The organism is Streptomyces monomycini, from assembly GCF_022271435.1.
Lineage (GTDB): Bacteria > Actinomycetota > Actinomycetes > Streptomycetales > Streptomycetaceae > Streptomyces > Streptomyces monomycini.
Map to the genome: position 1 here is coordinate 254826 of NZ_JAFIQY010000006.1, position 24986 is coordinate 279811.

A 24986-nucleotide genomic window follows, 5' to 3' on the forward strand; every position below is an offset into this window, starting at 1 on the left:
CCCGCCTCACCAGTCCGCAGCAGCCCGAAGCAGCCACTCATGGGTCCGGGCGATGTGCGGCAGCGCCAGCGTCCCGGCCCGGGTCACGAGGAAGTACGTGCGCAGCGGCGGTACCGGAGGGTCGAGCAGGGCCACCGCTTCGCCGCTGTCCAGCGCCTCCGCGCACAGGTAGCGCGGCAGCACCGCCAGGCCGGCGCCCGCCATGACGCACGCCAGTACCGCCCGTAAGTCGGAGGCGATGACGGCCGCGGAGGCCGCGGGCGGCGTCTCGAAGACCGCTGACCAGTACCGGGAGATCAGCGGGAGGCTTTCGTGGACCTCGACGAGCGGTACGGGGGCGAGGGCGTGCACGCCCTTCGCCTGGACGACCGCGGGGCCGCCGAGCCGGTCCGCCCACCGGGGGCCGGCTATCAGGACGTGCTCCTCGTCGCACAGCGGCGTGGCGGTGAGCAGGGCTCCGCGCGGCCTGGTGGTCGTGATCGCGAGGTCGTGGTGGCCGTCGGCCAGGCCGGACAGCAGCTCGTCTGCGGGGCCGAAGGCGGTCCGTACGCAGAGGCCCTGGTCTATGAGCGGCGCCAAGGCCGGTAACGCGCGCTGGGAGGTGAACTCCGGGGGACCGGCGAGGTGCAGGGTGCGGACGGCGGAGTCCTCGTCGAGTCCGGCTTCGGTGATCTCGGTGAGCGCGTCCAAGTGGGGGGCCACCTTGTGGGCGAGCTCGTCGCCGACGGTGGTGGGGGTCACGCCGCGGGCCTTACGGAGGAAGAGCGGGCGCCCCAACTGCCGCTCCAGGCTGCGTATCTGTCCGGTCACGGCGGGCTGGGAGAGGCCCAGCAGAGCGGCGGCGCGGGTGAAGGAACCCGCTCGGTGCACCGTGACGAACGTGCGTAATAAAGCGAGGTCCATCCGTACCTCCCCTCCACTCCCGCCGAGTCGCCGACCGGCCAACGATAAATTTGTCGATAGGGCTGTGTCGCCAGCGTGATTGGACACTGACGCTCAGTCAACTAGCCTTGTCTGCGCGGTTCGAAATGATGCGAACCGGGGCTGGCAGGGTGCCGAGGGGGGATACCCTGCCAGCCCGCTTTGCGTAGCGGCGTCGGTACGACACCGGTGACACCGGCTGCCGCCTCAGCCGCCCCCTCAGCCACCTGCTCCCGCTACGACGGCCGCTCGCACGCCGTATCCAGTGCTGCCGTCACGTCCGCGATCAGGTCCGCCGGCTCCTCGACCCCGACCGAGAAGCGGATGAAACCTTCCGGCACCGCGTCGCCGCCCCACCGTCCGCGCCGCTCGGCGGTCGACCGCACGCTGCCGAAGCTGGTGGCGTCGTCCACCAGCGTCAGCGCCGCCAGGAAGCGTTCTGCGTGGGCGCGGTCGGGCAGCGTGAAGGACACCACGTTGCCGAAACGGCCGTCGCGCATCTGCCGTACGGCGATCTCGTGCGCGGGGTCGGACGGCAGCCCGGGATGCCGTAGGCCCGTCACCTCGGGCCGCTCCCGCAGCGCCGCCGCGAGCGCGAGCGCCCCGGCGGACTGCTGGCGCACGCGCAGGGCGAGCGTGGCGAGCGACCGGTGGGCGAGCCACGCCTCCATGGGGCCGGGAATCGCGCCGACGGTTTTGCGCCACATCCGTACGGAGTCGGCGAGGGCCGCGTCGCGGGTCGCGACGTATCCGAGGAGTACGTCGCCGTGGCCGGTCAGCGCCTTGGTGCCGCTGGCCACGGAGAAGTCGGCGCCGAGGTCCAGGGGGCGCTGGCCGAGCGGCGTGGCCAGGGTGTTGTCGACGGCGACCAGGGCGCCGCGCGCGTGTGCGGCCTCCGCCAGCCGCCGGATGTCGCAGACGTCCAGGCCGGGGTTGGACGGTGTCTCGATCCACAGCAGCCGGGCCCCGTCGAGCGCGTCGAGCTGCGCGTCACCGGGGGTGGGAGCCGTACGCACCTCGATGCCGTAGCTCTCCAGGCGCTCGCGGACGGCGGGCAGCAACTGGTAGCCGTCGTTCGGGAGGACGACCGCGTCGCCGCTGCGCAGGCAGGAGAAGAGGACGGCCGAGATGGCGGCCATCCCGGAGGCGAAGGTCACGGTCTGCGCGGGCTCGTCCGGGGACTCCAGGCCGCCGATGGCCGATTCCAGCCGGGTCCAGGTGGGGTTGGACTCGCGGCCGTACGTATACGGGCCGGTGGCGTCGCCGGGCAGGTGGTAGTGCGCGGCGAAGACCGGGCCGGGCAGGGAAGGCTCGTACGCCTCGGGCACCGGGAGCCCGGCCCGTACGGCCCGTGTGCTGTCACCTGTCATGCGGGGTTCTCCTCTGTGAAGGGGCCGGGGCCGGGCCGGAGTCGGGGCCGCTACGCGACAGACGGCTCCCCAGCAGACGACCGGACCCGCCCAGCAGACGACCGAATCTGCTCGGTAGAAGGCCGAACTTGATCAGTAGGCGACCGAAGCGGCTCAGTGGGCGTCCGCCCCTCGTCGGTGGGCTGCCCTCCGGCCGGAGTCCCCTCCCCTTCGAGGGTGGCCCCTACCGCTGCCAGCAGCCCGTCACTGGCGGCCTCGACCATCTCCAGGCACTCCTCGAACCCTGCCATACCGCCGTAATACGGGTCGGGAACGTCCAGATCGTGGGAGCGCGCTCCCATAGGGGCCTCACCGGAGGACACCGTTCCGGCCGTGCGTACGGCGCCGTCGGGCGCCACCGCGGGGTCGTACGAGCGCAGCAGCCGGATCTTGGCCGCGTCCTGAGCCGTGGGAGCCAGCCGCCGCAGCGCGCGAAGATGACCTTCGTCCAGCGCGATCACCAGGTCGAGCGTCGCGAACCACGCGGCCTGGAACTGCCGGGCCACGTGGTCCTCCTCGTAGCCGGCGGCACGCAGGACGGCGACGGTCCGGGGGTCGGCCCCGTCGCCCTCGTGCCAGCCGCCCGTACCGGCGCTGTCGACGACGACCAGCCCGTCGAGACCGTCCTCCTCGACGCGGGCCCGGAAGACGGCCTCGGCCATCGGTGAGCGGCAGATGTTGCCGGTGCAGACGAAACAGACGCGGTACGGGGCGGCGCCCCGTGGGTACGCCGGACGCGAGGTCGCAGTGCGCACGGATCAGTCCCTGTCGTCGGGCAGGACCATGTGCATCGCCCAGGAGACGATCGAGATGATCACGCCGCCCAGGACGGCGGTCCAGAAGCCCTGGACGTGGAAGGCGAGGTCGAACTTCTCCGCCAGCCACGAGGTGAGCAGCAGCATCAACGCGTTGATCACGAGCGTGATGAGGCCGAGAGTGAGAATGAAGAGCGGCAAGGACAGCAGCTTGACCACGGGTTTGACGACGAAGTTCACCACGCCGAAGATCAACGCCACCAGCAGCAGCGTCAGTGTCTTGCGCCCGGTGCTCTCACCGGTCAGTGTGATGTCCTTCAGCAGCCAGATGGCCACGGCAAGCGCCGCGGCATTGGCGATCGTCTTGACCACGAAATTCTTCATGGTGAGATCGTCGCAGACGATACGGACTCTCCGAGGGGCACCAACGGCATGAAGGCTTTCAGGCTCGACGAACTGGAGGCGGAGCGGGCCGCCAACGACGGCGCGTATCTGCAGTTCCTGCGGGAACGGAACATGTCGGTCGGGCTCTACGCCCTCGACGCGGGCAGTACCGACCCGCAGCTCCCGCACAAACAGGACGAGGTGTACCTGGTCGTGAGCGGCCGGGCGGCGATCACCGTGGGTATGGAGACGACCTCGGTGGCGCGCGGCAGCGTGGTGTACGTCCCCGCCGGGGTGCCGCACAAGTTCCACCACATCAGCGAGGACCTGCGGGTCATGGTGGTCTTCTCTCCGCCCGAAAGCTGAGGCGCGCACCCCTCGACCCGTAGGGGACGGTTCAGGGGAGGGCCGGGGCCGCACGGCCCCCGTTCCGTCCCGCGTCGCCCTAGCATCGGTGGTGCAGGGGGAACAGGGCAGCGGGCCTCGTAGACAGACGACGACAAACGCGAAGCAGACGCAGAAAGCAGGGCAGAGCAATGGCCGGCAAGGGGACGTTCGCAGGACTTCCGTGGTGGGTGACGTGGGTCGCGGTGCCCGTCGTCCTCCTGGTGGTGTTCGGCAGCCTGATCGCCAGCGCGGTCGGCTTCCTGATCGGCCTGCTCTTCAAGGTGCTGATAGCGGTGGCGTTGATCGCCGGTGTCGTCTACCTGGCACGCAGGCTCAAGGGCTCCTCGTCCTCCTCGTCGCGGAGCGACTGGTGAGTCATCGGTACACCGGGAATCGGGCCCGGCCTGCTGGTCGTGCCCTTTCCTGCTGATCGCGAACGGTTGGCACCACCCCGCTCATCGCGTCCCGCTCGCCCCGCCCCGCCCCGCAAGGGAGCGGGGCTTTCTCTTCTGGTCAGGTGGCGCGCGCTGTTGCGCCGACGGCCCCTCGCCTCCGCCCCGGCCGATCCCTACGCCCGTTCCCTGGCTGATCCATGGCCGATCCATGGCCGATCCCCTCGCCCGTCCCCCTTCGCCAAATCCCTCTGCCGCCCGGGGCGGCCAAGTTAGAGTGCGGTTCGCAGGCGTCTTCCGGATGGTGACGTTCCGGAAAATAACGAGTGAGGCAGGGCCGGTCCGGGCGTCGACGAGGGCCCCTGGGAGACGCGGGCGGAGCGGGAGCGGCTCCCGCCACCGGGGCCGTGCCGCCCCGGCTACCCGACCAGGGGGGTTGGCGTTGGCAATGGTGAACGGTGAATCCGTCTCGCACCCCACGTTGATCGGCTCGGTGCAGCGGGCACTGCGCCTGCTGGAGGCGGTGGGCGCGCACTCCGCCGGCGCGCCCGCCAAACAGCTGGCCAGAGAGGCGGGGTTGCCGCTTCCGACGACGTACCACCTGCTGCGGACCCTGACGCACGAGGGCTACCTGCGGCGCGAGAACGGAGTGTTCGTCTACGGAGAGGCCGCCGGCTCCATCGGGAGGGCGGGTGCCGAGCGGTGCCGCCGTGCCGAGCTGGGTGACGCGCTGGCCGCCGTCGGCAAACGGATCGGCGCCGCGGTCTACTTCGCGGTCTACCGCGCGGGGGAGGTGGAGGTGGTGGTCGTCACCGAGGACCCGCAACGGCCGCCGGTGGAGGAGTGGGTGGACTTCCGTACCACCGCGCACGCACATGCGATCGGGCAGTGTTTGCTCGCACAACTCGACGAACAGTCCAGGAAGGACCACCTGGCCCGGTATCCGGTGCAGCCGCTCACGCCCTACTCGGTGCGGAGCGAGGACGACCTGCTGCACCGCCTGGACACGGTGCGCCGCGCCCAAGTCGCCTATGAACAACAGGAATATGCCCTGGGCACAGTATGCTCGGCGCTTCCGATCCAGGTGGGTTCGGCGGCCGCGACCGTGGCGATTTCCCTTCCCGCGAGCGACGCTCAGCGCCTATACTGCGTTACCGAACGACTACGCAGAATGGCGGAGGCAACGGTGACCACCCTCGCTTTCTCTATCAGTATCTGAAATATCACTCCTTGTGATCCGTTCGCACGTGACAGACGATGGCGTCAATGGGGCCAAGAGGGACGATTCCTGGCCATCTCCGACCAAGTACGGGGCAGAGGTTGATGACCGACACAGTTCAGGCAGAAGTGATCATGAGCTTCCTCGTGTCCGAGGAGCTCGCCTTCCGTATCCCGGTGGAGCTGTACTTCGACCGCGCGGACCCCTATGCGGTCAGCTTCACCTTCGACCTTCCCGGCGACACGCCCGTGACCTGGGCCTTCGGTCGGGAGCTGCTGCTGGACGGGCTGAGCAAGCCGTCCGGTGAGGGCGACGTACGCATCGAGCCGTCCTCCTCCGAGCACCTCAGCGATGTCTTCATCAGTCTTCAGGTGGCCGACGAGCGGGCGGTGTTCCGGGCCGGAGCCCCGCCGCTGGTGGCCTTCCTCGACCGTACGGACCGACTCGTACCGATCGGGGAGGAAGAAGTGTGCGACACGCTCGACTCGACACTGGACCGCATTCTTTCGGAGGCGCAGAAGGCGGGGTGAGCGGGCGGCCGCTGCCGGACCGCTGTCGGAATCCTGCCGGAACGGTCGGCCCGGGCCGTGTGCCCGGCCGGTTCAGGGCAGGACTCGGGCCCGGCCTCCGGCGCAGGGCGGAACTCGCGTCCGATCGCCGGTTCAGCGCGCGCGACGCCGCCTGCCGCTGCCCGCGCCCCGGCCGGCACCCCGGCCCGCGCGCCGTCCTGCGCTTCGCCCCGTGCTCGGCCTCGTACCCCGCCCCGGACCTCGGCGGGCGCCCCGGCCCGCCGCCAGGCCCGTCTCCCGGTCCGCGGAGACCACCAGTGCGGCCAGCAGCGTGGTGAGCGGTACGGACGCGACCAGGCCGATGCTGCCCACGAGCGTGCGGATGACCTCCTCGGCGACCACCTCGCTGGTGGCGACCGTACCGACACTGCTCTGTGCGATCGTGAACAGCAACAGCAGTGGCAGCGCCGCGCCCGCGTAGGCGAGTACGAGCGTGTTGACGACGGATGCGATGTGATCGCGGCCGATGCGCATCGCCGACGTGTAGAGCTTGCGTCGGCCTGCCGACGGGTCGGCCTCCTTCAGTTCCCATACCGCGGCGGTCTGGGTGACCGTCACATCGTCGAGTACGCCCAGCGACCCGATGATGATGCCCGCCAGCAGCAGCCCGCGGATCTCGATGTCGGGATAGAGGCCGTGCACCAGCCCGGTCTGGTCGTCGGTGTTGCCGGTCAGCAGGGCCCAGTCGATGAAGAGGGAACCGAGCAGGCCGATCAGCAGCAGCGAGACCAGTGTGCCCAGTACGGCGACGGACGTACGCGCCGTCGGCCCGTGGCACAGGTAGAGGGCGACCAGCATGATCGCGCTGCCTCCGACGATGGCGACCACCAGGGGATTCGCGCCCTGGAGGATGGCGGGGAGGATGAACAGCGTCAGCACCAGGAAGCTCACGACCAGCGCGACCAGTGCCAGGAGCCCGCGCAGCCGCCCGACCACGACGACCGCCGCGGCGAAGAGGGCGGCGAGCACCCACATCGGGAAGGTGCGGTCCACATCGGTGACCGAATACTGCAGGTCCTTGGGCGCTTTGGGGGCGTACGCGACCACGACCCCCTGGCCGGCTTCGTAGTGCCGCGTGGCCTCGGGCGTCACGATCGACTCGAACCGCCGGCCCGCGTTTTCCCCGGTGGTCACCTCGATGACCGCCCGCTCGCAGTGCTTGGCCTGCTGGGGTCCGGCGGAGGAAGGTGGTTGCTGCTGCGAAGGTTGCTGTTGCTGCTGGGCGTGAACATCCGCGCAGTTCACCTCCTCGACCTTCACCACCTTCGCCTTCTCGGTGGGCTGGTCGAAACCGATGCCGGACGGCTTGTGGCCGGGCGCGCCGCCCGGCCACAGCACGACCAGCCCGGCCAGTACCGCGGCGGCGAACGGGATGAGCACCGCCGCGATGACCTTGCGGAGGTGGCGCGAAACGGGGGCCGCGGGGCCGTGCCCGTGCCCATGTCCGTGCCCATGCCCGTGGCCATGTCCGGAGCCGCGGCCGTGGCTGCGCCCGTGGCTGTGGCTGCCGCCCTCGTCTCCGGACCCGGGCTCGGACCCGGACACGGCTCCGGACAAGGCCCCGGCCCCGGCCCCCGACACGGGCTCGGACGCGGGCCCGGACATGGGCTCGGGCAAGGGCCCGGCCCCGTGCGACGCACCGGAAGTGTGGTCGTGCGCGGAGTGCGAAGGCTCGTTGCTGGTCACCGCCCGATCATCGCAAGAACTGGCAGGGCCCCCTGTTCACCGCGCCACACCGGCCGCTACCGTGGTGTCACCTTTGCAATCGCGGGAGCTCGGAGCACCGGGCTGAGAGGGCGCTGACCCCCGTACGGAACGTCCGGCCGAAGCCGGGAACGCCGCCACGGACATCGCTGCGTCGACCGCCGAACCTGTTACCGGGTAATGCCGGCGTAGGGAGTGGGTCTTCATGACTCTGCAGGATGCACGCACGCCCGAAAACGGCCAGGGCTCCGCCACGGAGATCGGCTGGCACAAGGGCTACCTCACCGGATCGCGGCCCGACCTCAGGGTTCCGGTCCGTCGTGTGCACCTCACCAACGGCCAGGACGTGACGCTCTACGACACGTCGGGGCCGTACACCGACCCCAACATCGAAACGGACGTCCGCCGCGGCCTGGCGCCGCTGCGGGAGAACTGGATCATCAGCCGCGGGGACACCGAGGAGTACGCGGGCCGCCCGCCGCGGCCCGAGGACGACGGCCTCAAGCACACCTCGCCGCGCGGCGGCCTGAAGAACCTCGACGCGGTCTTCCCCGGCCGCCCCCGGCAGCCGCGCCGTGGCCGGGGCGGCGCCGCGGTCACCCAGCTCGCGTACGCGCGGCGGGGCGAGGTCACGGCGGAGATGGAGTACGTGGCGATCCGCGAGAACGTCTCCCCCGAGTTCGTACGGGACGAGATCGCGGCCGGCCGGGCGGTCCTGCCCGCCAACGTCAACCACCCGGAGATCGAGCCGATGATCATCGGCAAGAACTTCCTGGTGAAGGTCAACGCGAACATCGGCAACTCCGCCGTCACGTCCTCCATCGAGGAGGAGGTGGAGAAGATGACCTGGGCGACCCGCTGGGGCGCCGACACGGTCATGGACCTGTCCACCGGCCGCAACATCCACACCACCCGCGAATGGGTGCTGCGCAACTCCCCCGTGCCCATCGGCACCGTCCCCCTCTACCAGGCACTGGAGAAGGTGGACGGCAAGGCCGAAGAGCTGACCTGGGAGATCTACAAGGACACGGTCGTCGAACAGGCCGAACAGGGCGTGGACTACATGACCGTCCACGCCGGGGTCCTGCTGCGGTACGTGCCCCTGACGGCCCGCCGCAAGACCGGCATCGTCTCGCGCGGCGGTTCGATCATGGCGGCGTGGTGCCTCGCACACCACAAGGAATCGTTCCTCTACACCCACTTCGAAGAACTCTGCGACATCCTCGCCTCCTACGACGTCACGTACTCCCTCGGCGACGGCCTGCGCCCCGGGTCCATCGCGGACGCCAACGACGAGGCGCAGTTCGCGGAGTTGCGGACGCTCGGCGAGCTGAACACGATCGCCAAGCGGCACGGCGTACAGACGATGATCGAGGGCCCGGGCCACGTCCCGATGCACAAGATCAAGGAGAACATCGACCTCCAGCAGGAGATCTGCGAAGAGGCCCCGTTCTACACGCTCGGCCCGCTGACCACGGACATCGCCCCCGCGTACGACCACATCACCTCCGGGATCGGCGCGGCGATGATCGCCTGGTGGGGTACGGCGATGCTCTGCTACGTCACGCCCAAGGAGCACCTGGGCCTGCCGGACCGGGACGACGTGAAGACCGGCGTCATCACGTACAAGATCGCGGCCCACGCGGCGGACCTGGCCAAGGGGCACCCCGGAGCCCAGGAGTGGGACGACGCGCTGTCCGACGCGCGCTTCGAGTTCCGGTGGGAGGACCAGTTCAACCTGGCCCTCGACCCGGACACGGCCCGCGCCTTCCACGACGAGACGCTGCCGGCGGAGCCGGCGAAGACGGCGCACTTCTGTTCCATGTGCGGACCGAAGTTCTGCTCCATGAAGATCTCACAGGACATCCGGCGCGAGCACGGTGGCGACCTGGCGGTCGGCGCGGGGACGGATGCGGAGGCAGCGGCCGGAATGGCCGAGAAGTCGAAGGAGTTCGCGGCGGCGGGGAATCGGGTGTATCTGCCGATCGCGGAGTGAGAGTTCTGAGACTGTAACCTCCAGTTACGGTCTCGGAAACTCTCCCGGGCGTTGTCCACAGGCTGGCGTGACCACCACGACCTGGCTATCGTGCGACGACGAACGGGCCCGAAGCCGCAAGTTCCGATTGCGACTTCGGGCCCGCTCCGTACGTGTCGGACCGGATCAGTGAGGCAACGTATACCTCGGCGCCCCGTCGGCGCCCACCCCGACCTGTCGGATGCACTCCCGTTTGAGCAGCATCCGCAGCGAGTCGTGCACGCGGTGCTCGGTGAGCCCGGTTCGCTGAGCGATCACCCGCAACGGGTAACTGGCGACGGCTGAGTTGACGAGCGCCGGTGCCAGGTAGGCCGCTACGGCCCAGATGTCCCCGGTGACGACCAACTGCCGTCCCTTCCAGTCCGCGAGCAGTTCGTCGGGGGTCAAGGCGGGCCGTTCGTCCTGCACCTGTTCCCCCGCGCCCAACTTGTCCGCGATTCTGTCCAGCGAGTCGGCGATCCGGCCGAACAACCGCATTTCCTCGCGCCGCAGCACGGCGTACTCCTCGTCGAGCCGGAGATTGTGCTGCTCCAGGCGGACGATGGCGTCGGCCACCTGGTCGGGCATGGCGTAGGCCTTGGGAACGCCGGTTTCCAGGAGCGGCGACTCGACGCTTCGCAGGGTGTACGAGCCTTCTCGCTGGATCGTGACGATGACCTCGGAGACCCACTGCTTGAACGGGAGACACGAAGGCTTTGTGCAGCCGTTCACCAAGAGGATCAAGCCCTGAAGGTCCACCATCTGCAAGTCTCGGCGCCACTCCCGACCTGCGGGAACGTCGAGACTGTGACTTCCAGTCACAGTCTCGAGAAACTCTCGTCGCTCCTCTGGCACATGATCCAGGAGCGCCTTACGGGTGGTCGTGTAGCCCAGTTCCCGGCAGACATCGGCTGCGGGGAATCAGTGCTCCCCGTTGGGGAGAGTGATCCTCCGTACGCAGCACACACCGAGGGGGCCCGGACCCGGGCCCCCTCGGTCGTCGTGCATGGGCGCTATTCAGGATGGTGATCCGGACCTCCGTAATCGGGACTGGTGAAGTCCGGGCTGGTGAACCTGGGTCGGGGAGCGGCGGGCGGGCCGCCGTCCGGGCTGGTGAAGTCGGGCCGTGAGTAGCCCAGGGTCGGGATACGGCCGCCGTCGACGCCACGGCGCGGCACGTACCGGGCCGTACCGTGGCCGTTGACGCCGGCCGGGTCGGACAGGGCCTCGCGCAGGAACGGCAGTATGCCGCGCTCCAGGAGCGCCTGCCGCCAGGCGTCCCGCGCGAGGTCCACCTCCCGGTCCCGGGCGCCCCGGCCGTCACCGGTGCGTGGGGCGCGGAGCGAGGTGGAGCCGTTGCGCCAGGCCGCGTGGACCAGGCTGGCCATGGCGACGAGTGCCCCCGCGGCGGTGATCGCCGCGAAGATCCAGCCGACGCTGATCATCGGCTGGGCGGCGGCCGGGTCGGTACCGATCGTCCGCAGGACGTACCCGATGACCAGGAACAGGACGGCGGCGATCCCCGCCAGTACCGGGGCCAGCACCGCGAGCATCGCGGCCAGTCCGGCACCGGCCGGTTCGGCGACCTCGCCCACGGTCGTGGCGAGGTCGATCCCCGGTCCGCCCGCGGAAGCGCCTTTCTCCTCACGGCCTTCCACGCCGCCGGCGTCCGGTGCGGGCGCCGGAGCGCGCAGCTCCTCGCGGAGCCGTACATAGTGTCGGTATTCGGCCGTCGCGCATGCCGCGATGGCCGACGTGGCGCTGAGCGCCATGGTGCGCAACTGCTCGGTGTTGAGGTGCTTCGCCGCCGCGGAGGTCATCTCCGGTCGGTATTCCGCGGTGCGCAGCGCCTCGTCGAGGAGCCGCGCGAACTCCGCGCGGTCCTCGCTCAGCAGGTGCGGAGCGCTGTTCATGTGCATCCCCCGATGCTCCGTAGGGCCGTACAGGCCGGCGTGGGCCGGGCAGTGGGCGGAAACGGAGGAGAGCCTGCTACGGATAGACCGATGGTAGAGCGCCTCCGGCACGGGGTGACAGGGTGTTTGCGGAAATAAGGACCGCTCCTGCGTGGCTCGGACCCCGCTGCGCCACTTCCCTACCTGCCGCTACCCCTGCCCGGATAACGGTCAGGCAGTCAGGGGAAGTTGTACGACCAGTAGTTTTCCGGCCATGGTGATCCCGCCGTCCATGGCGATGGCCAGCCCGTCGGCGTAGAGGTGCGGGCCGTCGACGGCGATGCCCTCGCCTTCGTCGTCCTCGCCGCCGACCTCGCCGAGGAGGTACGGGATCGGGCTGTGGCCGTGCACGACGCGCCGGCCGCCGTAGGTGTCGAGGAGTTCCCGTACGGCCATCGGGCCGGCTTCCTCGTCGCGGAAGGCGAACCGCTTGGTGAACTTGCGGAACAGGTCCCAGACCTCGTCCGCGTCGCTGCGCGTGAGGACGTCGTGGACGGTGTCGTTGACGTCCTCGATGGAGTCGCCGTACTCCAGGTAGGCCGTGGTGTCGGAGTGCACGAGCAGGTGCCCGTCCTCCTCCGAGACGGCGTCCAGCCGGGCCATCCACTGCAGGTGGTGGTCCTGGAGGCGGTCCATGTCGGTCTTCTGGCCGCCGTTGAGGAGCCAGGCGGCCTGGAAGGACGCGGTGCCGGCGCCGGACTGGACCGGGGTGTCACCGAACCGCTTGGCGCCGAGGAGCAGCAGTTCGTGGTTGCCCATCAGAGCCTTGCAGTAGCCGCCGGCCGCCGCGGCCTCGGCGGACAGCTGCATGACCAGGTCGATCACGCCGATGCCGTCCGGGCCGCGGTCGGTGAAGTCGCCGAGGAACCACAGGCGGGCGTTGCCGGCGGCCCACTGGCCGTCGGCGTCGATGAGGCCCTCGGCGGCGAGCGCCTCGCGCAGTTCGTCGTAGTAGCCGTGCACGTCACCGACGACGTACAGCGGTCCGCCGCCTTCCTGCTGCTCGGCGGCCGGAACGGCCGACTCGGGCACCGCCGCCAGGTCGACGGTCGGGCGGTCGATGAGGGTGTCCGTACGGGTGACGGGCGGGAGGTCCGTACGGCCCTCGGCGCCACCGGGGACGTCGGCCCGGGCGCCGGCGCCGATGACCGGAAGGGAGCGTTCCGTGGGCGTGTACTCGGGCGGCATGCCGTGCGGAGCGGCGGACGCGCCCACGGACGCCGGAGGAGCCGTCGGCTGCGGGGGGACCGCGGGTGCCGTGGGCACCGGCGGAGCAGGCGGCTGCCCCGGAGCCGGAGGTTGTGCCGGCATGGTCCGCACCATGGGTCCCACACTGGCCCCCTGAGTCATCGACCCCTCCACCGTCGCGCCGCCGTGCACCTCGCGGACCTTGCCTGGTCGACGGCGGTCCGTGGTGTCGTGCGCCCATCATAGGAATGCCGCTCGCGGGTTGTGACGCACCCGGGGGTGGTCAATCGCTCGGCGCCCGGTGTTCGCTGCCGTTTTCTCCGGGATCCACCCGATTTTATCCCGGGCGGCCGGGTGGCGGGCGGGCGGCGCGGCGATGGCGGGAGGACGGTACGACGTGCCGAAGTCGCCCGGTGGGTGCTCGGCGGGGTGCTCCGGCCCGACACCTCGTCCGGACACACCTCCGGCCGTGCGGACGCGAAAGGCGCGTCCACACGGCCGCTCGTACGTGTGACGGTCGGACCCGGAGGGGCCTCCGCGGTGACCGGCGAGGTCAGGCCCCGGACGGCCCCCGCGGCGGACTGACGGTCGTCCGTGTGGACCTGCGCTGGGAGGAGGTCCGCACGATCAGATCGGTCGGTATCACCTGCTCGACCGGTCGTCCGCTGTCCAGTCCTTCGATGGCGTCGATGAGGAGCTGGACGACGGCGGTGCCGATCCGGCGGGGTTTGAGGGAGAGGGTGGTGATCGGTGGTTCGGTCGTGGCGTAGACCGTGGACTCGCTGCAGCAGACCAGCAGCAGGTCCTCGGGGACGCGCAGGCCGTAGCGTCTGGCCGCCGCCAGCAGGTCGGTCCCGTTCGGGTCGAACAGGCCGTACACCGCGTCCGGACGGTCCGGACGGGCCAGCAGGCGGTCGGCGGCCACCGCGCCCGCGCACGGGTCGTGCGCGGGGTAGGACTCGTACACCGGGTCCTGTCCGACGCGCTCGCACCAGTGCAGGTAAGCGGTGGTGGAGAGCCGGGTATAGGTGTCGGTGGTGGTGCCGGTGAGGAGGCCGATGCGGCGGGCGCCGGCGTCGGCGAGGTGGTCGAGGAGGCCGAGTACGGCCGCCTCGTGGTCGTTGTCGACCCAGCCCATCACGGGGAGGGTTCCGCCGGGGCGGCCGTCGGAGACGACGGGGATGCCGTGCCGTACGAGCTCGGTGACGACGGGATCGCCGTCGGCCGGATCGATGACGACGGTGCCGTCGAGGGCGACGTTCGACCAGACGTCGTGGCGGGAGGTCGCGGGCAGGATGACGAGGGCGTAGCCGCGGGCGAGCGCCGCCGAGGTGGCGGCTCTGGCCATTTCCGCGAAGTACGCGAATTCGGTGAAGGTGAAAGGTTCATCCCCGTACGTGGTGACGGTCAGGCCGATGAGCCCGGACTTGCCGGTACGGAGCGTGCGGGCGGCGGCGGAAGGGCGGTAACCCAACCGGTCGGCCACCTCGCGGACGTGGCGACGGGTGGCATCCGGAAGCCGGCCCTTGCCGTTGAGCGCGTCGGAGACAGTCGTGATGGATACCCCGGCTGCGGCGGCCACGTCCCGGATGCCTGCCCGCCCCAGCCGGCGACCGGTAGACCGGCTCACCTGGTGCTTCCCTGCTGCTGTCATGGCGAGCCGATAGTAGGGCTCGGGCGGTCCTTTCGCGGGGCGCTGTGTGCGGCAGTGGAAAGGCACGTTTCTGCATGGACGCATGCCCCTTATGCCCTGTGAAACGAAGGGAGTTGGGGGTGTTCACCGGCGACTGTCGGAGGAACGTCGGGAGTCGTCGGCGGATTGGTCCAGGTCTCGAAGCGGTCTCAAGTCACCTTCACGAGGGATGCGCGCCACGGCGCGAGCCACCGGCGCGTGACGCAGGGCGTAGCGCTCCCCAAGGGCTGTGCGCGGTGGTGACGGGGTGCGAGGGCGATCTTCAGGAGGGGTTTTCCTCCTGCACGGACGATCTTCCCGGCAGGGGGGACCGTCTGTGGTGAGGCGGGCCACAGGGAGGAGGGGGTCCGTCGGGGGGCGGCGTGAGCTACGAGGGCGGATGATCCGCCGGGGGCGGAGTGGCCGCCCCGCTTCCGGCATCCGACGCCGGGCCCCGGCGCGAACGCGAAGCAGGAAGGCGGAGCGCGGCCCCGGAGACGGCATCCGATCCGGCCGAGGCCTACGCCTGACGGAGCAATCCTCATAAGGTGTGCAGTATTGGAGACGGACGGCACGGTCGAGGAGGAACCTGCGGTGAGCGAGAAGAGCCCGAAGCTGCGCGCTGCGCTGGACGGCATCCCCACCTACAAGCCCGGCAAGCCGGCTGCGACGGGCGGCCCCGTCACGTACAAGCTGTCCTCCAACGAGAACCCGTACCCGCCGCTGCCCGGCGTCCTGGAGAGCGCGGTGACCGCGGCCGGGGCCTTCAACCGCTACCCGGACATGGCCTGCACGGGTCTGATGGCCGAGCTGTCGGAGCACTTCTCGGTGCCGGTCGAGCACCTGGCGACGGGCACCGGTTCGGTGGGCGTGGCCCAGCAGCTGGTGCAGTCGACGGCCGGGCCGGGCGACGAAGTGATCTACGCGTGGCGTTCCTTCGAGGCGTACCCGATCGTGACCCAGGTCGCCGGGGCCACGCCCGTGCAGGTGCCGCTGACCTCCGGTGAGGTGCACGACCTGGACGCGATGTACGAGGCGATAACCGACCGGACCCGGCTGATCTTCGTCTGCAACCCCAACAACCCCACCGGCACCGTCGTCCGCCGGGCGGAGCTGGAGGCGTTCCTGGACCGGGTGCCCAGCGACATCCTGATCGTGCTGGACGAGGCGTACCAGGAGTTCAACCGCGACGCGGACGTACCGAACGGCCTGGACCTGTACCGGGACCGCCCCAACGTCTGCGTGCTGCGGACCTTCTCCAAGGCGTACGGACTCGCCGGTCTGCGGATCGGCTTCGCGGTGGCCCACGAGCCGGTGGCGGCCGCGCTGCGCAAGACGGCCGTGCCGTTCGGCGTGAGCCAGCTCGCACAGGAGGCGGCGGTGGCGTCGCTGCGCAGCGAGGGCGCGCTGATGGAACGGGTGGACGCGCTGGTCACGGAGCGGGCCCGGGTCTGCGAGGCGCTGACCGCGCAGGGCTGGACGGTCCCCGAGACGCACGCGAACTTCGTCTGGCTGCGGCTGGGCGAGCGCACGCTCGACTTCGCGGCGGCGTGTGAGAAGGCGGGCGTGGTGGTGCGCCCCTTCGCCGGCGAGGGTGTGCGCGTGACGATCGGCGAGACGGCGGCGATGGACCTGTTCCTGCAGGCTGCCGAGCAGTTCCGCAAGGAGCTGTGAGCGGCGGGTAGCCGATACCACCGAGCGGGGGCGTGTGCCTAGGGGCGCACGCCCCCGCTCTGCTGTCTGCCGAAGTGCGGGGAAAGGGCCACGCGGCACTTTTCCCGGGCGTGACGGTCGTCACGCACCCCCCGTCAGGATCAAAAACCAGCCATGGGTGATAATTGCTTGTGAATGTGAACGCGTTCACAAGCGCGCCCCTTATGTACCGCTTCCATCGGGACAAATCGGGGCGAAGCAGCCGTAGACAGCACACGGCGACGTAAGGAGAGACCCGACGTGGACCTGGCGTTGGCGCCAGAGACCCTGGCGCGATGGCAATTCGGCATCACGACCGTCTACCACTTCCTCTTCGTCCCCCTCACGATCTCCCTCGCCGCGCTGGTGGCCGGGCTGGAGACCGCATGGGTGCGGACGGGTAAGCAGCAGTACCTCAAGGCCACCAAGTTCTGGGGCAAGCTCTTCCTGATCAATATCGCGATGGGCGTCGTCACCGGCATCGTCCAGGAGTTCCAGTTCGGTATGAACTGGTCGGACTACTCGCGGTTCGTCGGTGACGTCTTCGGCGCCCCGCTCGCGTTCGAGGCCCTCATCGCCTTCTTCTTCGAGTCCACCTTCATCGGTCTGTGGATCTTCGGCTGGGACAAGCTGCCCAAGAAGCTCCACTGCTTCTGCATGTGGATGGTCTCGATCGGCACCATCCTGTCGTCGTACTTCATCCTCGCGGCCAACTCCTGGATGCAGCACCCGGTCGGCTACAAGTACAACGCCGCCAACGGCCGCGCCGAGCTGTCCGACTTCTGGAAGGTGCTGACCCAGGACACCACGCTCGTCGTCGTCTTCCACACGCTGACCGCCGCCTTCCTGACCGGCGCAGCGTTCATGGTCGGCATCGCCGCGTACCACCTGATGCGCAAGAAGCACGTCAAGGTGATGCGCACCTCGCTCCGGCTCGGCCTGGTCACCCTGGTCATCGCCGGCGCGCTCACCGCGATCAGCGGCGACCAGCTCGGCAAGGTCATGTTCCGGCAGCAGCCGATGAAGATGGCCGCCGCCGAGGCGCTGTGGGACAAGGAGGGCCCGGCGCCGTTCTCCGTCTTCGCCTACGGTGACGTCGACAAGGGCCACAACAAGGTCGCCATCGAGATACCCGGGCTGCTCTCCTTCCTCGCCCACAACGACTTCTCCACGCCGGTCCCCGGCATCAACGACGTCAACAAGGCCGAACAGCAGAAGTACGGGCCCGGCGACTACCGGCCCAACATCCCGGTCGCCTACTGGGGCTTCCGCTGGATGATCGGCTTCGGCATGGCCTCGTTCGCCATCGGCCTGGCCGGGCTCTGGCTCACCCGTAAGAAGTTCTGGCTCTCGCCGGGGCTGCGTACGGGGGACGAGGAGCCACCCCACCTGGTGCTCACCAAGAACAAGGTGCTCGGCGTCCGCCTGAGCAAGCTCTACTGGTCGCTGGCGTTCGTCACCCTCGGCTTCCCGCTCATCGCCAACTCCTGGGGCTGGATCTTCACCGAGATGGGTCGCCAGCCCTGGGCGGTGTACGGCGTCCTGAAGACCTCCTCGGCGGTCTCCCCGGGCGTCTCGCAGGGCGAGGTCATCACGTCGATGACCGTCTTCACCCTGCTGTACGCGATCCTCGCGGTCATCGAGGTCCGCCTGCTGGTCAAGTACGTCAAGGCCGGGCCGCCGGAGCTGACGGACGACGACCTCAACCCGCCCACCAAGATCGGCGGCGACCACGCGGACGCCGACCGGCCGATGGCCTTCTCGTACTAGGAGGCGACCGTGGAACTCCATGACGTCTGGTTCGTACTCATCGCCGTGCTGTGGACCGGGTACTTCTTCCTCGAAGGATTCGACTTCGGCATCGGCGTCCTGACCAAGCTGCTCGCCCGCGACCGGAGCGAGCGGCGGGTCCTGATCAACACCATCGGCCCGGTCTGGGACGGCAACGAGGTGTGGCTGCTCAGCGCGGGCGGCGCGACCTTCGCCGCCTTCCCGGAGTGGTACGCCACCCTGTTCTCCGGCTTCTACCTGCCGCTGCTGCTCATCCTGGTCTGCCTGATCGTGCGCGGTGTCGCCTTCGAGTACCGCGTCAAGCGGCCCGAGGAGCGCTGGCAGCGCAACTGGGAGCACGCGATCTTCTGGTGCTCGCTGCTCCCCGCGTTCCTGTGGGGCGTCGCCTTCGGCAACATCGTGCGGGGCGTGCCAATCGACGCGCACAAGGAGTACGTCGGCGGCGTCCTGGACCTGCTGAACCCGTACGCCCTGCTCGGCGGCCTGGTCACGCTGACCCTGTTCACCTTCCACGGCGCGGTCTTCGCCTCGCTGAAGACGCTGGGCGACATCCGGGCACGGGCCCGCCGGACGGCCACCGTCCTGGGCCTGGCCGCCGCCGTGCTGGCGATCGTCTTCCTGGGCTGGACCCAGCTCGACAAGGGCGACACCTCGTCGCTGGTCGCGATGGCCGTCGCGGTGGTGGCGCTGGTCGCCGGGCTGGTGATGAACCATCTCGGACGGGAAGGCTGGTCGTTCGCGTTCTCCGGCGTCACGATCGTCGCCGCGGTCGCGATGCTGTTCCTGACGCTCTTCCCGAATGTGATGCCCTCCTCGCTGAACGAGAGTTGGAGCCTCACGGTCTCCAACGCCTCGTCCAGTGCGTACACGTTGAAGATCATGACGTGGTGCGCGGGCATCGCCACCCCGATCGTCATGCTCTACCAGGGCTGGACCTACTGGGTCTTCCGTAAGCGGATCGGTACGCAGCACATCGCCGACGCCCACTAGGCAGCCCCCCGGTGGGGTCCCGGCGGGACCCCACCGGCCGACACCGGCTGATCAACTTCCGTCCGGGAGAGGTTGTTTCACGTGAAACCCGTCGACCCGCGCCTGCTGCGGTACGCCCGCGCCACCCGGTTCTTCCTCGCCGCGGTGGTGGTCCTCGGGCTGGCCGGCTCGGGTCTGGTCATCGGCCAGGCCATGCTCATCGCCGAAATCGTCGTCGGTGCCTTCCAGCGCGACCTCGATCTCGGCGACCTGAGCACACCGGTGGTGCTGCTTGCCCTGGTCTCCGTCGGACGGGGCCTGGTGGCCTGGCTGACGGAACTGGCCGCGCACCGGGCGAGCGCGGCGGTCAAGTCCGAGCTGCGTACGCGGCTGCTGACGCGGGCGGCGGCCGGGCTGGGCCCGGGATGGCTGAGCACCCAGCGTTCGGGGGAACTCACCGCCCTCGCCACCCGCGGCATCGACGCCCTCGACGACTACTTCGCGCGCTATCTGCCGCAGCTGGGCCTGGCGGTCGTCGTACCGGTCGCCGTGCTGGCGCGGATCGTCACCGGCGACTGGATCGCGGCCGCGACCATCGTCGTGACGCTGCCGCTGATCCCGCTGTTCATGGTCCTGATCGGCTGGGCCACCCAGAACCGCATGGACCGCCAGTGGCAGTTGCTGTCCCGGCTGTCGGGCCACTTCCTGGACGTGGTGGCCGGGCTGCCCACACTGAAGGTCTTCGGCCGGGCCAAGGCACAGGCCGCGGCCATCCGTTCCATCACCGGCGAGTACCGCCGCGCCACGCTGGGCACCCTGCGGATCGCCTTCCTCTCCTCCTTCGCGCTGGAACTGCTCGCCACGATCTCGGTCGCGCTGGTCGCCGTCGGCATCGGCATGCGGCTCGTGCACGGCGACCTGGACCTGTACACCGGTCTGATGGTGCTGATCCTGGCGCCCGAGGCGTATCTGCCGTTGCGGCAGGTCGGCGCGCAGTACCACGCGGCCGCCGAGGGGCTGGCGGCCGCCGAGGAGATCTTCGCGGTGCTGGAGACACCGCTGCGCACGACGGGCGGCGAGCCCGCTCCCGACAGCACCGCACTGTCCGTCGAGGGACTCGTCGTGCGCCACCCCGGCCGCTCCGAACCCTCGCTCCCCGCGACGTCGTTCGAGGTCAGGCCCGGTGAGACGGTGGCCGTCGTCGGCCCCTCCGGCGCGGGCAAGTCGACCTTGCTGAACGTCCTTCTCGGCTTCGCCGTACCCGCGGCGGGACGGGTACGGATCGGCGGCCGCGACCTGGCCACCGTCGATCCGGAGGACTGGCGGCGGCAGATCGCCTGGGTGGCGCAGCGTCCGTACCTCTTCGCGGGCACGATCGCCGACAACGTGCGGCTGGCCCGCCCCGACGCGGACGACGCGGCGGTACGGGCCGCGCTCCGCGACGCCGGGGCCCTGGACTTCGTCTCCGCACTGCCCGACGGCGCGGAAACCGTGCTCGGCGAGGGCGGAACCGGGCTGTCGGCAGGGCAGCGGCAACGCCTGGCCCTGGCCCGCGCGTTCCTGGCCGACCGCCCGGTCCTGCTGCTCGACGAGCCGACCGCGAACCTGGACGGCGAGACGGAGGCAGGCATCGTCGACGCGGTACGCCGCCTGGCGGCCGGCCGCACGGTGCTGCTGGTCGTCCACCGGCCCGCGTTGCTGGCGGTGGCGGATCGTACGGTGCGGCTGGCGGGACCGGTGGCCGCGGAGGGGGCCGATGGGGGCGGGCGGCCTATGGCGTCCGGCGCGCCCGTGGGGATCGGGAAGCCCGCCGTTCCCACGGAGTCCGCTTCTCCCACGGAAACCACCGTGTCCACAGAGCCCGCCGCGTCCTCGGGCCCCGTGCGGGAGAGTGCCCGGGAAGCCGTACGCGACGATCTTGCAGCGTCGGGGTCCGAGGACGGCCCGGATGACGGCCTGGGTGGTCCGGGTGGTCCGGGTGGTCCGGGTGGTCCGGAGATCGTGGCCGGTACCCGGCGTCCGGCGCTGGCGCGGCTGCGGGGCCTGGCGCGGGCCCGTTGGGGCCGGCTCGGGCTGGCGCTGCTGCTGGGCAGCCTGGCGCTGGGCAGCGCCGTCGGCCTCATGGCGACGTCCGGCTGGCTCATCTCCCGGGCGGCGCAGCACCCGCCCGTCCTGTACCTGATGGTGGCGGTCACGGCGACGCGGGCCTTCGGCATCGGCCGGGCCGTGTTCCGGTACGCGGAGCGGCTGGTGGCGCACGACGCCGTCTTCCGGATGCTCGCGGACGTACGGGTGGCCGTCTTCCGGCGCCTGGAACGCCTGGCGCCCGCCGGGCTGCGGTCGCGCAGCAGCGGCGACCTGCTGTCGCGCCTGGTGGCCGATGTCGACGCCGTACAGGACTACTTCCTGCGGTGGCTGCTGCCGGTCGGAGCGGCCGTGCTGGTCGGCGTGGGTTCCGTCGGGTTCACCGCCTGGCTGCTGCCCGAGGCGGGCGCCATCCTCGCTGCCGGGCTGCTGCTGGCGGGCGTGGGAGTGCCCGCGCTGTCCGCCGTGCTCGCGCGCCGCGCCGAGCGGCAGCTCTCCCCCGCCCGGGGCGCGCTCTCCACCCACGTCCTCGACCTGCTCACCGGCACGGCCGAGCTGACGGTGTCCGGCGCGCTCACGTCCCGTATCGACCGGACTCGGAGCGCCGACCGTCACCTGACCCGGATCGCGTCCCGCTCGGCGGCCGCGGCCGGTGCCGGAGCCGGACTGTCCGCGCTGCTGTGCGGGCTGACGGTGGCCGCGGCGGCCGTCGTCGGTGTGCGGGCCGTCCACGAGGGGCGGCTGGAGGGCGTGTGCCTGGCCGTCGTGGTGCTCGTTCCGCTCGCCGCCTTCGAAGCCGTCGCGGGGCTGCCGCTCGCCGTGCAGTACCGGCAGCGCACGCGGCGGGCGGCCGAGCGGGTCTTCGAGGTGCTGGACGCGCCGGAGCCGGTCACCGAACCGGCCGGCGCGGTGGCCGTACCGGTGCCGGACTCCCCGTTCCCGCTGGTCGTGGAAGGGCTCACGGCCCGGTACCCCGGCCAGCGGGTGCCCGCGCTGAACGGTGTCGGCTTCACCCTCCCCGCCGGGCGGCGGCTGGCGGTGGTCGGACCGTCGGGTTCGGGCAAGACGACGCTCGCCCAGGTGCTGCTGCGCTTCCTGGACCGGGAGTCCGGCTCGTACACGCTGAACGGTGTGGACGCGGCGGCAGCGGACGGGGACGCCGTACGGCGGCAGGTCGGCCTCTGCGCGCAGGACGCGCACCTCTTCGACAGCTCGGTACGGGAGAACCTGCGGCTCGCGCGGCCCGGAGCGGGCGAGGACGACCTGTGGGACGCGCTCTCGCGGGCCCGCCTGGCCGACTGGGTGCGGTCGCTGCCCGACGGGCTGGACACGATGGTCGGCGAGCACGGTGCCCGGCTCTCCGGCGGCCAGCGGCAGCGTCTCGCGCTGGCCCGCGCGCTGCTCGCCGACTTCCCGGTCCTGGTGCTGGACGAGCCTGCCGAACACCTCGACCTGGCCACGGCCGACGCGCTGACCGCCGACCTGCTGGCCGCGACCGAGGGCCGTACGACCGTGCTGATCACGCACCGGCTGGAGGGCCTGGAGGCTGTCGACGAGGTGCTGGTCCTGGACGCGGGGCGGCCCGTCCAGCGCGGCGCGTACGAGGAGCTGGCGGCGGCCGACGGCCCGTTCCGCCGGATGCGGGAGCGTGAGCGGGCGGTGGACGCGCGGGCCGGGGGCCGGGGTGCGGCGGACGCGCGTCCGGTGGGCGTGGGGGCCGGCCCGGTGAACGGCTGAAGAACGACGGGTGCCGGCGGCCGCTGCGTACGGTGGCGGCGGACGTCCGGACCGGGGTGACGTGGCAGCCCGGGGCGGTCCGGGGTGGTCCGGTCCGGCGTCCGAATTGCCGCATAGAAGGCTTTCATCAGGAAAGCGACTATTAGGCTCGTCCCATGGCAGTCACGACAGGACCCTCAGACCCCATGGGCACCGGGGAACCCACCGGCGCGGGTGCCGGGGCGGCGTCCACCGGCACGGGTTCCGGTGTGGGTGCCGGTGCGGCGCCCACCGGCTCCGGCGGTGCGACCGCGCCCGGTCCCGGCCCCGCTCCCGACACCGGTCCCGCTCCCGATCCCATGGAAGCGGCCACCGAGGCGACCCGCAGCCTCCAGGGCCTGTCGACCGAGCTGACCGCACGGGTACCGCAGCTCCTGGAGGCGATGCGTACCGTCGGCGCAGGCCTGGACCTGCACATCACCCTGGACCGGATCGTCGAGACCGCCGCCGAGCTGGCCGACGCCCGTTACGCCGCGATCGGGATCATCGACGAGGCGCGCGAGGGTCTGTCGGACTTCGTGACGTACGGGGTCAGTGCCGAGGAGCGGGCCCGGATCGGCGCGCTGCCCGACGGACACAAGGGACTGCTCGGCGCCCTCATCCACGATCCGAAGGCGCTGCGGCTGGCGGACCTGACCCAGGACGTGCGGTCGGCGGGCTTCCCGCCGGGGCACCCGCCGATGCGGACCTTCCTCGGGGTGCCGATCCGCGTCCAGGGGGAGATTTTCGGCAACCTCTATCTGACCGAGAAACGTGGGGGCGGGGAGTTCAGCGAGGGCGATCTGCACATGGTGCGGGTGCTCGCCACCGAGGCCGGCATCGCGATCGGCAATGCGCGGATGTACGCGGCGACGCGGCAGCGGGAGCGGTGGATCGACGGTGCGGCCGCGGTGACCACCGCGCTGCTGGCCGGCAGCGACGTGGACGACGCGCTCGCGGTCGTCGCCGAACAGGCACGCAAGCTGGCCGACTCGGCGGCCGGCATCGTGCTGCTGCCCGCGGCGGACGGCGGACTGGAGATCGTCGCGGCGTCGGCGGACGATCCCGCCGGACTCATCGGCACCCACATGCCGTCCGAGAGCCCGGTGGCCGCGCAACTGCTGGCCGGTGGGCCGGTGTTCGTGGAGGACTCGGCCACCGACCCGCGGATGGTCACGGGCGTCGCGCCGCGCTTCGGCCCCAGCATGCTGCTGCCCCTCAAGAGCGGCGGCCGGGTGCTGGGCACGCTGGCGACGCCGCGGAAGCGCGGCGACCGCCCCTTCACCACCGCCGAACGTACGCTGGCCACCCAGTTCGCGGCCCAGGCCGCGCTGGCGCTCGTGCTGGCCGACGCGCAGCGCGACCGCGAGCGGCTGGCCGTCTACGAGGACCGCGACCGGATCGCCCGCGACCTGCACGACCTGGTCATCCAGCGGCTCTTCGCGACCGGGATGATGCTGGAGAGCGCGCAACGCAGGTCGGTCGTGCCCGAGGTGCAGGAGGGCATCGGCAAGGCCGTGGACGAGCTCGACGTCACCATCCAGGAGATCCGTACCGCGATCTTCGCGCTGCAACAGGGCCCGGCCGAGGCGCCGTCCGGGCTGCGGACCCGGGTCCTGCGGGAGATCGGCACCGCCGCCGTGCCGCTCGGCTTCCAGCCGTCGGCCAATTTCATCGGCCCGGTGGACGCCCGCGTCGGCGAGCTGACCGGCAAAAACCTGATCGCCGCGCTGCGCGAGGCGCTGTCCAACGCGTTCCGGCACGCGGACGCCTCGCGCATCGAGGTCGTCGTCGACTCGATGATCAAGCTGCCGGACGGCCGGGACGGCGTACGGCTGACGGTCGCCGACGACGGTGTGGGCATTCCGGACGGCGGCCGGCGCAGCGGCCTGCGCAACCTCGCGAAGCGGGCCGAGTCGCTGGGCGGGTCCAGCACGTACGGGCCGGGGCTGGGGGAGGGCGGTGCGGGGACGATGGTGACGTGGGAGGCGCCGCTCTAGGGCGGACGGGGCGGAAGGGGCGGTGGGGGAGACGGGAGCGGATCGGTGGTCGTACCCGGGTCGCGCCCGGACGGGCCGGCCGGGATACCTCCGTACGGTTCAACCGGTATTCGAGTGATCTGTTGTGG

17 protein-coding genes and 2 pseudogenes are annotated in these 24986 nt (G+C 70.8%); 10 read left to right on the forward strand and 9 right to left on the reverse strand.

From position 1 onward, the window contains the following. Positions 1-6: 6 nt before the first annotated feature. From JXZ78_RS10735 to JXZ78_RS10750, 4 genes and pseudogenes are all read right to left on the reverse strand, one after another. Positions 7-903 carry a LysR family transcriptional regulator gene (locus JXZ78_RS10735; protein WP_030022926.1) on the reverse strand — a complete coding sequence of 299 codons (897 nt, stop codon included), beginning with the start codon at positions 901-903 and terminating at the stop codon, positions 7-9. Between the two features lie 254 nt (positions 904-1157). Further along, positions 1158-2291, reverse strand: a complete 1134-nt coding sequence (locus JXZ78_RS10740) for a cystathionine gamma-lyase (protein WP_030022925.1) — start codon at positions 2289-2291, stop codon at positions 1158-1160. Positions 2292-2494: 203 nt separating this feature from the next. Then, positions 2495-2992 (reverse strand): annotated as a pseudogene (locus JXZ78_RS10745) (low molecular weight protein-tyrosine-phosphatase); the annotation flags it as partial. 96 nt (positions 2993-3088) lie between these two features. Then, the gene (locus JXZ78_RS10750; RefSeq protein ID WP_030022923.1) at positions 3089-3469 is read right to left on the reverse strand and encodes a phage holin family protein; all 381 of its coding nucleotides are present in this window, start codon (positions 3467-3469) and stop codon (positions 3089-3091) included. 48 nt (positions 3470-3517) lie between these two features. Between JXZ78_RS10750 and JXZ78_RS10755 the strand changes: the two genes are divergently transcribed. From JXZ78_RS10755 to JXZ78_RS10770, 4 genes are all read left to right on the forward strand, one after another. After that, positions 3518-3835, forward strand: a complete 318-nt coding sequence (locus tag JXZ78_RS10755; protein WP_030022922.1) for a cupin domain-containing protein — start codon at positions 3518-3520, stop codon at positions 3833-3835. 170 nt (positions 3836-4005) lie between these two features. After that, positions 4006-4230, forward strand: a complete 225-nt coding sequence (locus JXZ78_RS10760) for a DUF5326 family protein (RefSeq protein ID WP_030022921.1) — start codon at positions 4006-4008, stop codon at positions 4228-4230. Positions 4231-4696: 466 nt separating this feature from the next. Continuing rightward, positions 4697-5467, forward strand: a complete 771-nt coding sequence (locus JXZ78_RS10765; RefSeq protein WP_030022920.1) for an IclR family transcriptional regulator — start codon at positions 4697-4699, stop codon at positions 5465-5467. Positions 5468-5571: 104 nt separating this feature from the next. Continuing rightward, positions 5572-5997 (forward strand): SsgA family sporulation/cell division regulator, encoded by a 426-nt coding sequence (locus JXZ78_RS10770; protein ID WP_030022919.1) that lies wholly within the window; start codon positions 5572-5574, stop codon positions 5995-5997. Between the two features lie 132 nt (positions 5998-6129). Here JXZ78_RS10770 and JXZ78_RS10775 read toward each other — a convergent pair whose 3' ends face one another. Further along, the gene (locus JXZ78_RS10775) at positions 6130-7722 is read right to left on the reverse strand and encodes a YibE/F family protein (protein ID WP_030022918.1); all 1593 of its coding nucleotides are present in this window, start codon (positions 7720-7722) and stop codon (positions 6130-6132) included. A 223-nt stretch (positions 7723-7945) separates the two neighbouring features. On the opposite strand from JXZ78_RS10775, the gene thiC reads away from it, so the two are divergent. Further along, a complete protein-coding gene (gene thiC, locus JXZ78_RS10780) occupies positions 7946-9736 on the forward strand; it encodes a phosphomethylpyrimidine synthase ThiC (protein ID WP_030022917.1) in 1791 nt (596 codons plus the stop codon). A 165-nt stretch (positions 9737-9901) separates the two neighbouring features. Here thiC and JXZ78_RS10785 read toward each other — a convergent pair. From JXZ78_RS10785 to JXZ78_RS10800, 4 genes and pseudogenes are all read right to left on the reverse strand, one after another. Then, a pseudogene (locus tag JXZ78_RS10785) lies at positions 9902-10663 on the reverse strand (BRO family protein); the annotation flags it as partial. Between the two features lie 104 nt (positions 10664-10767). Beyond that, entirely contained in the window at positions 10768-11673 is a 906-nt protein-coding gene (locus tag JXZ78_RS10790) for an ABC transporter permease (protein ID WP_030022915.1), read from the reverse strand. A gap of 204 nt (positions 11674-11877) precedes the next feature. Next, positions 11878-13056, reverse strand: a complete 1179-nt coding sequence (locus JXZ78_RS10795; protein WP_030022914.1) for a metallophosphoesterase — start codon at positions 13054-13056, stop codon at positions 11878-11880. 391 nt (positions 13057-13447) lie between these two features. Beyond that, positions 13448-14548: a LacI family DNA-binding transcriptional regulator gene (locus JXZ78_RS10800; RefSeq protein WP_030022912.1), complete on the reverse strand. Its 1101-nt coding sequence runs from the start codon at positions 14546-14548 to the stop codon at positions 13448-13450. Positions 14549-15160: 612 nt separating this feature from the next. Here JXZ78_RS10800 and hisC point away from each other — a divergent pair. The 5 genes from hisC (at position 15161) to JXZ78_RS10825 (ending at position 24858) form a co-directional block, all read left to right on the forward strand. After that, a complete protein-coding gene (hisC, locus tag JXZ78_RS10805; protein WP_030022910.1) occupies positions 15161-16240 on the forward strand; it encodes a histidinol-phosphate transaminase in 1080 nt (359 codons plus the stop codon). Between the two features lie 279 nt (positions 16241-16519). After that, positions 16520-18028, forward strand: a complete 1509-nt coding sequence (locus JXZ78_RS10810) for a cytochrome ubiquinol oxidase subunit I (protein WP_030022909.1) — start codon at positions 16520-16522, stop codon at positions 18026-18028. 9 nt (positions 18029-18037) lie between these two features. Beyond that, the gene (gene cydB / locus JXZ78_RS10815) at positions 18038-19039 is read left to right on the forward strand and encodes a cytochrome d ubiquinol oxidase subunit II (protein WP_030022908.1); all 1002 of its coding nucleotides are present in this window, start codon (positions 18038-18040) and stop codon (positions 19037-19039) included. A gap of 81 nt (positions 19040-19120) precedes the next feature. Beyond that, entirely contained in the window at positions 19121-22840 is a 3720-nt protein-coding gene (cydD, locus tag JXZ78_RS10820; RefSeq protein ID WP_030022906.1) for a thiol reductant ABC exporter subunit CydD, read from the forward strand. 338 nt (positions 22841-23178) lie between these two features. Further along, positions 23179-24858, forward strand: coding sequence for a sensor histidine kinase (locus tag JXZ78_RS10825; RefSeq protein WP_238782829.1), 1680 nt, complete (start codon positions 23179-23181; stop codon positions 24856-24858). Positions 24859-24986 lie beyond the last annotated feature (128 nt).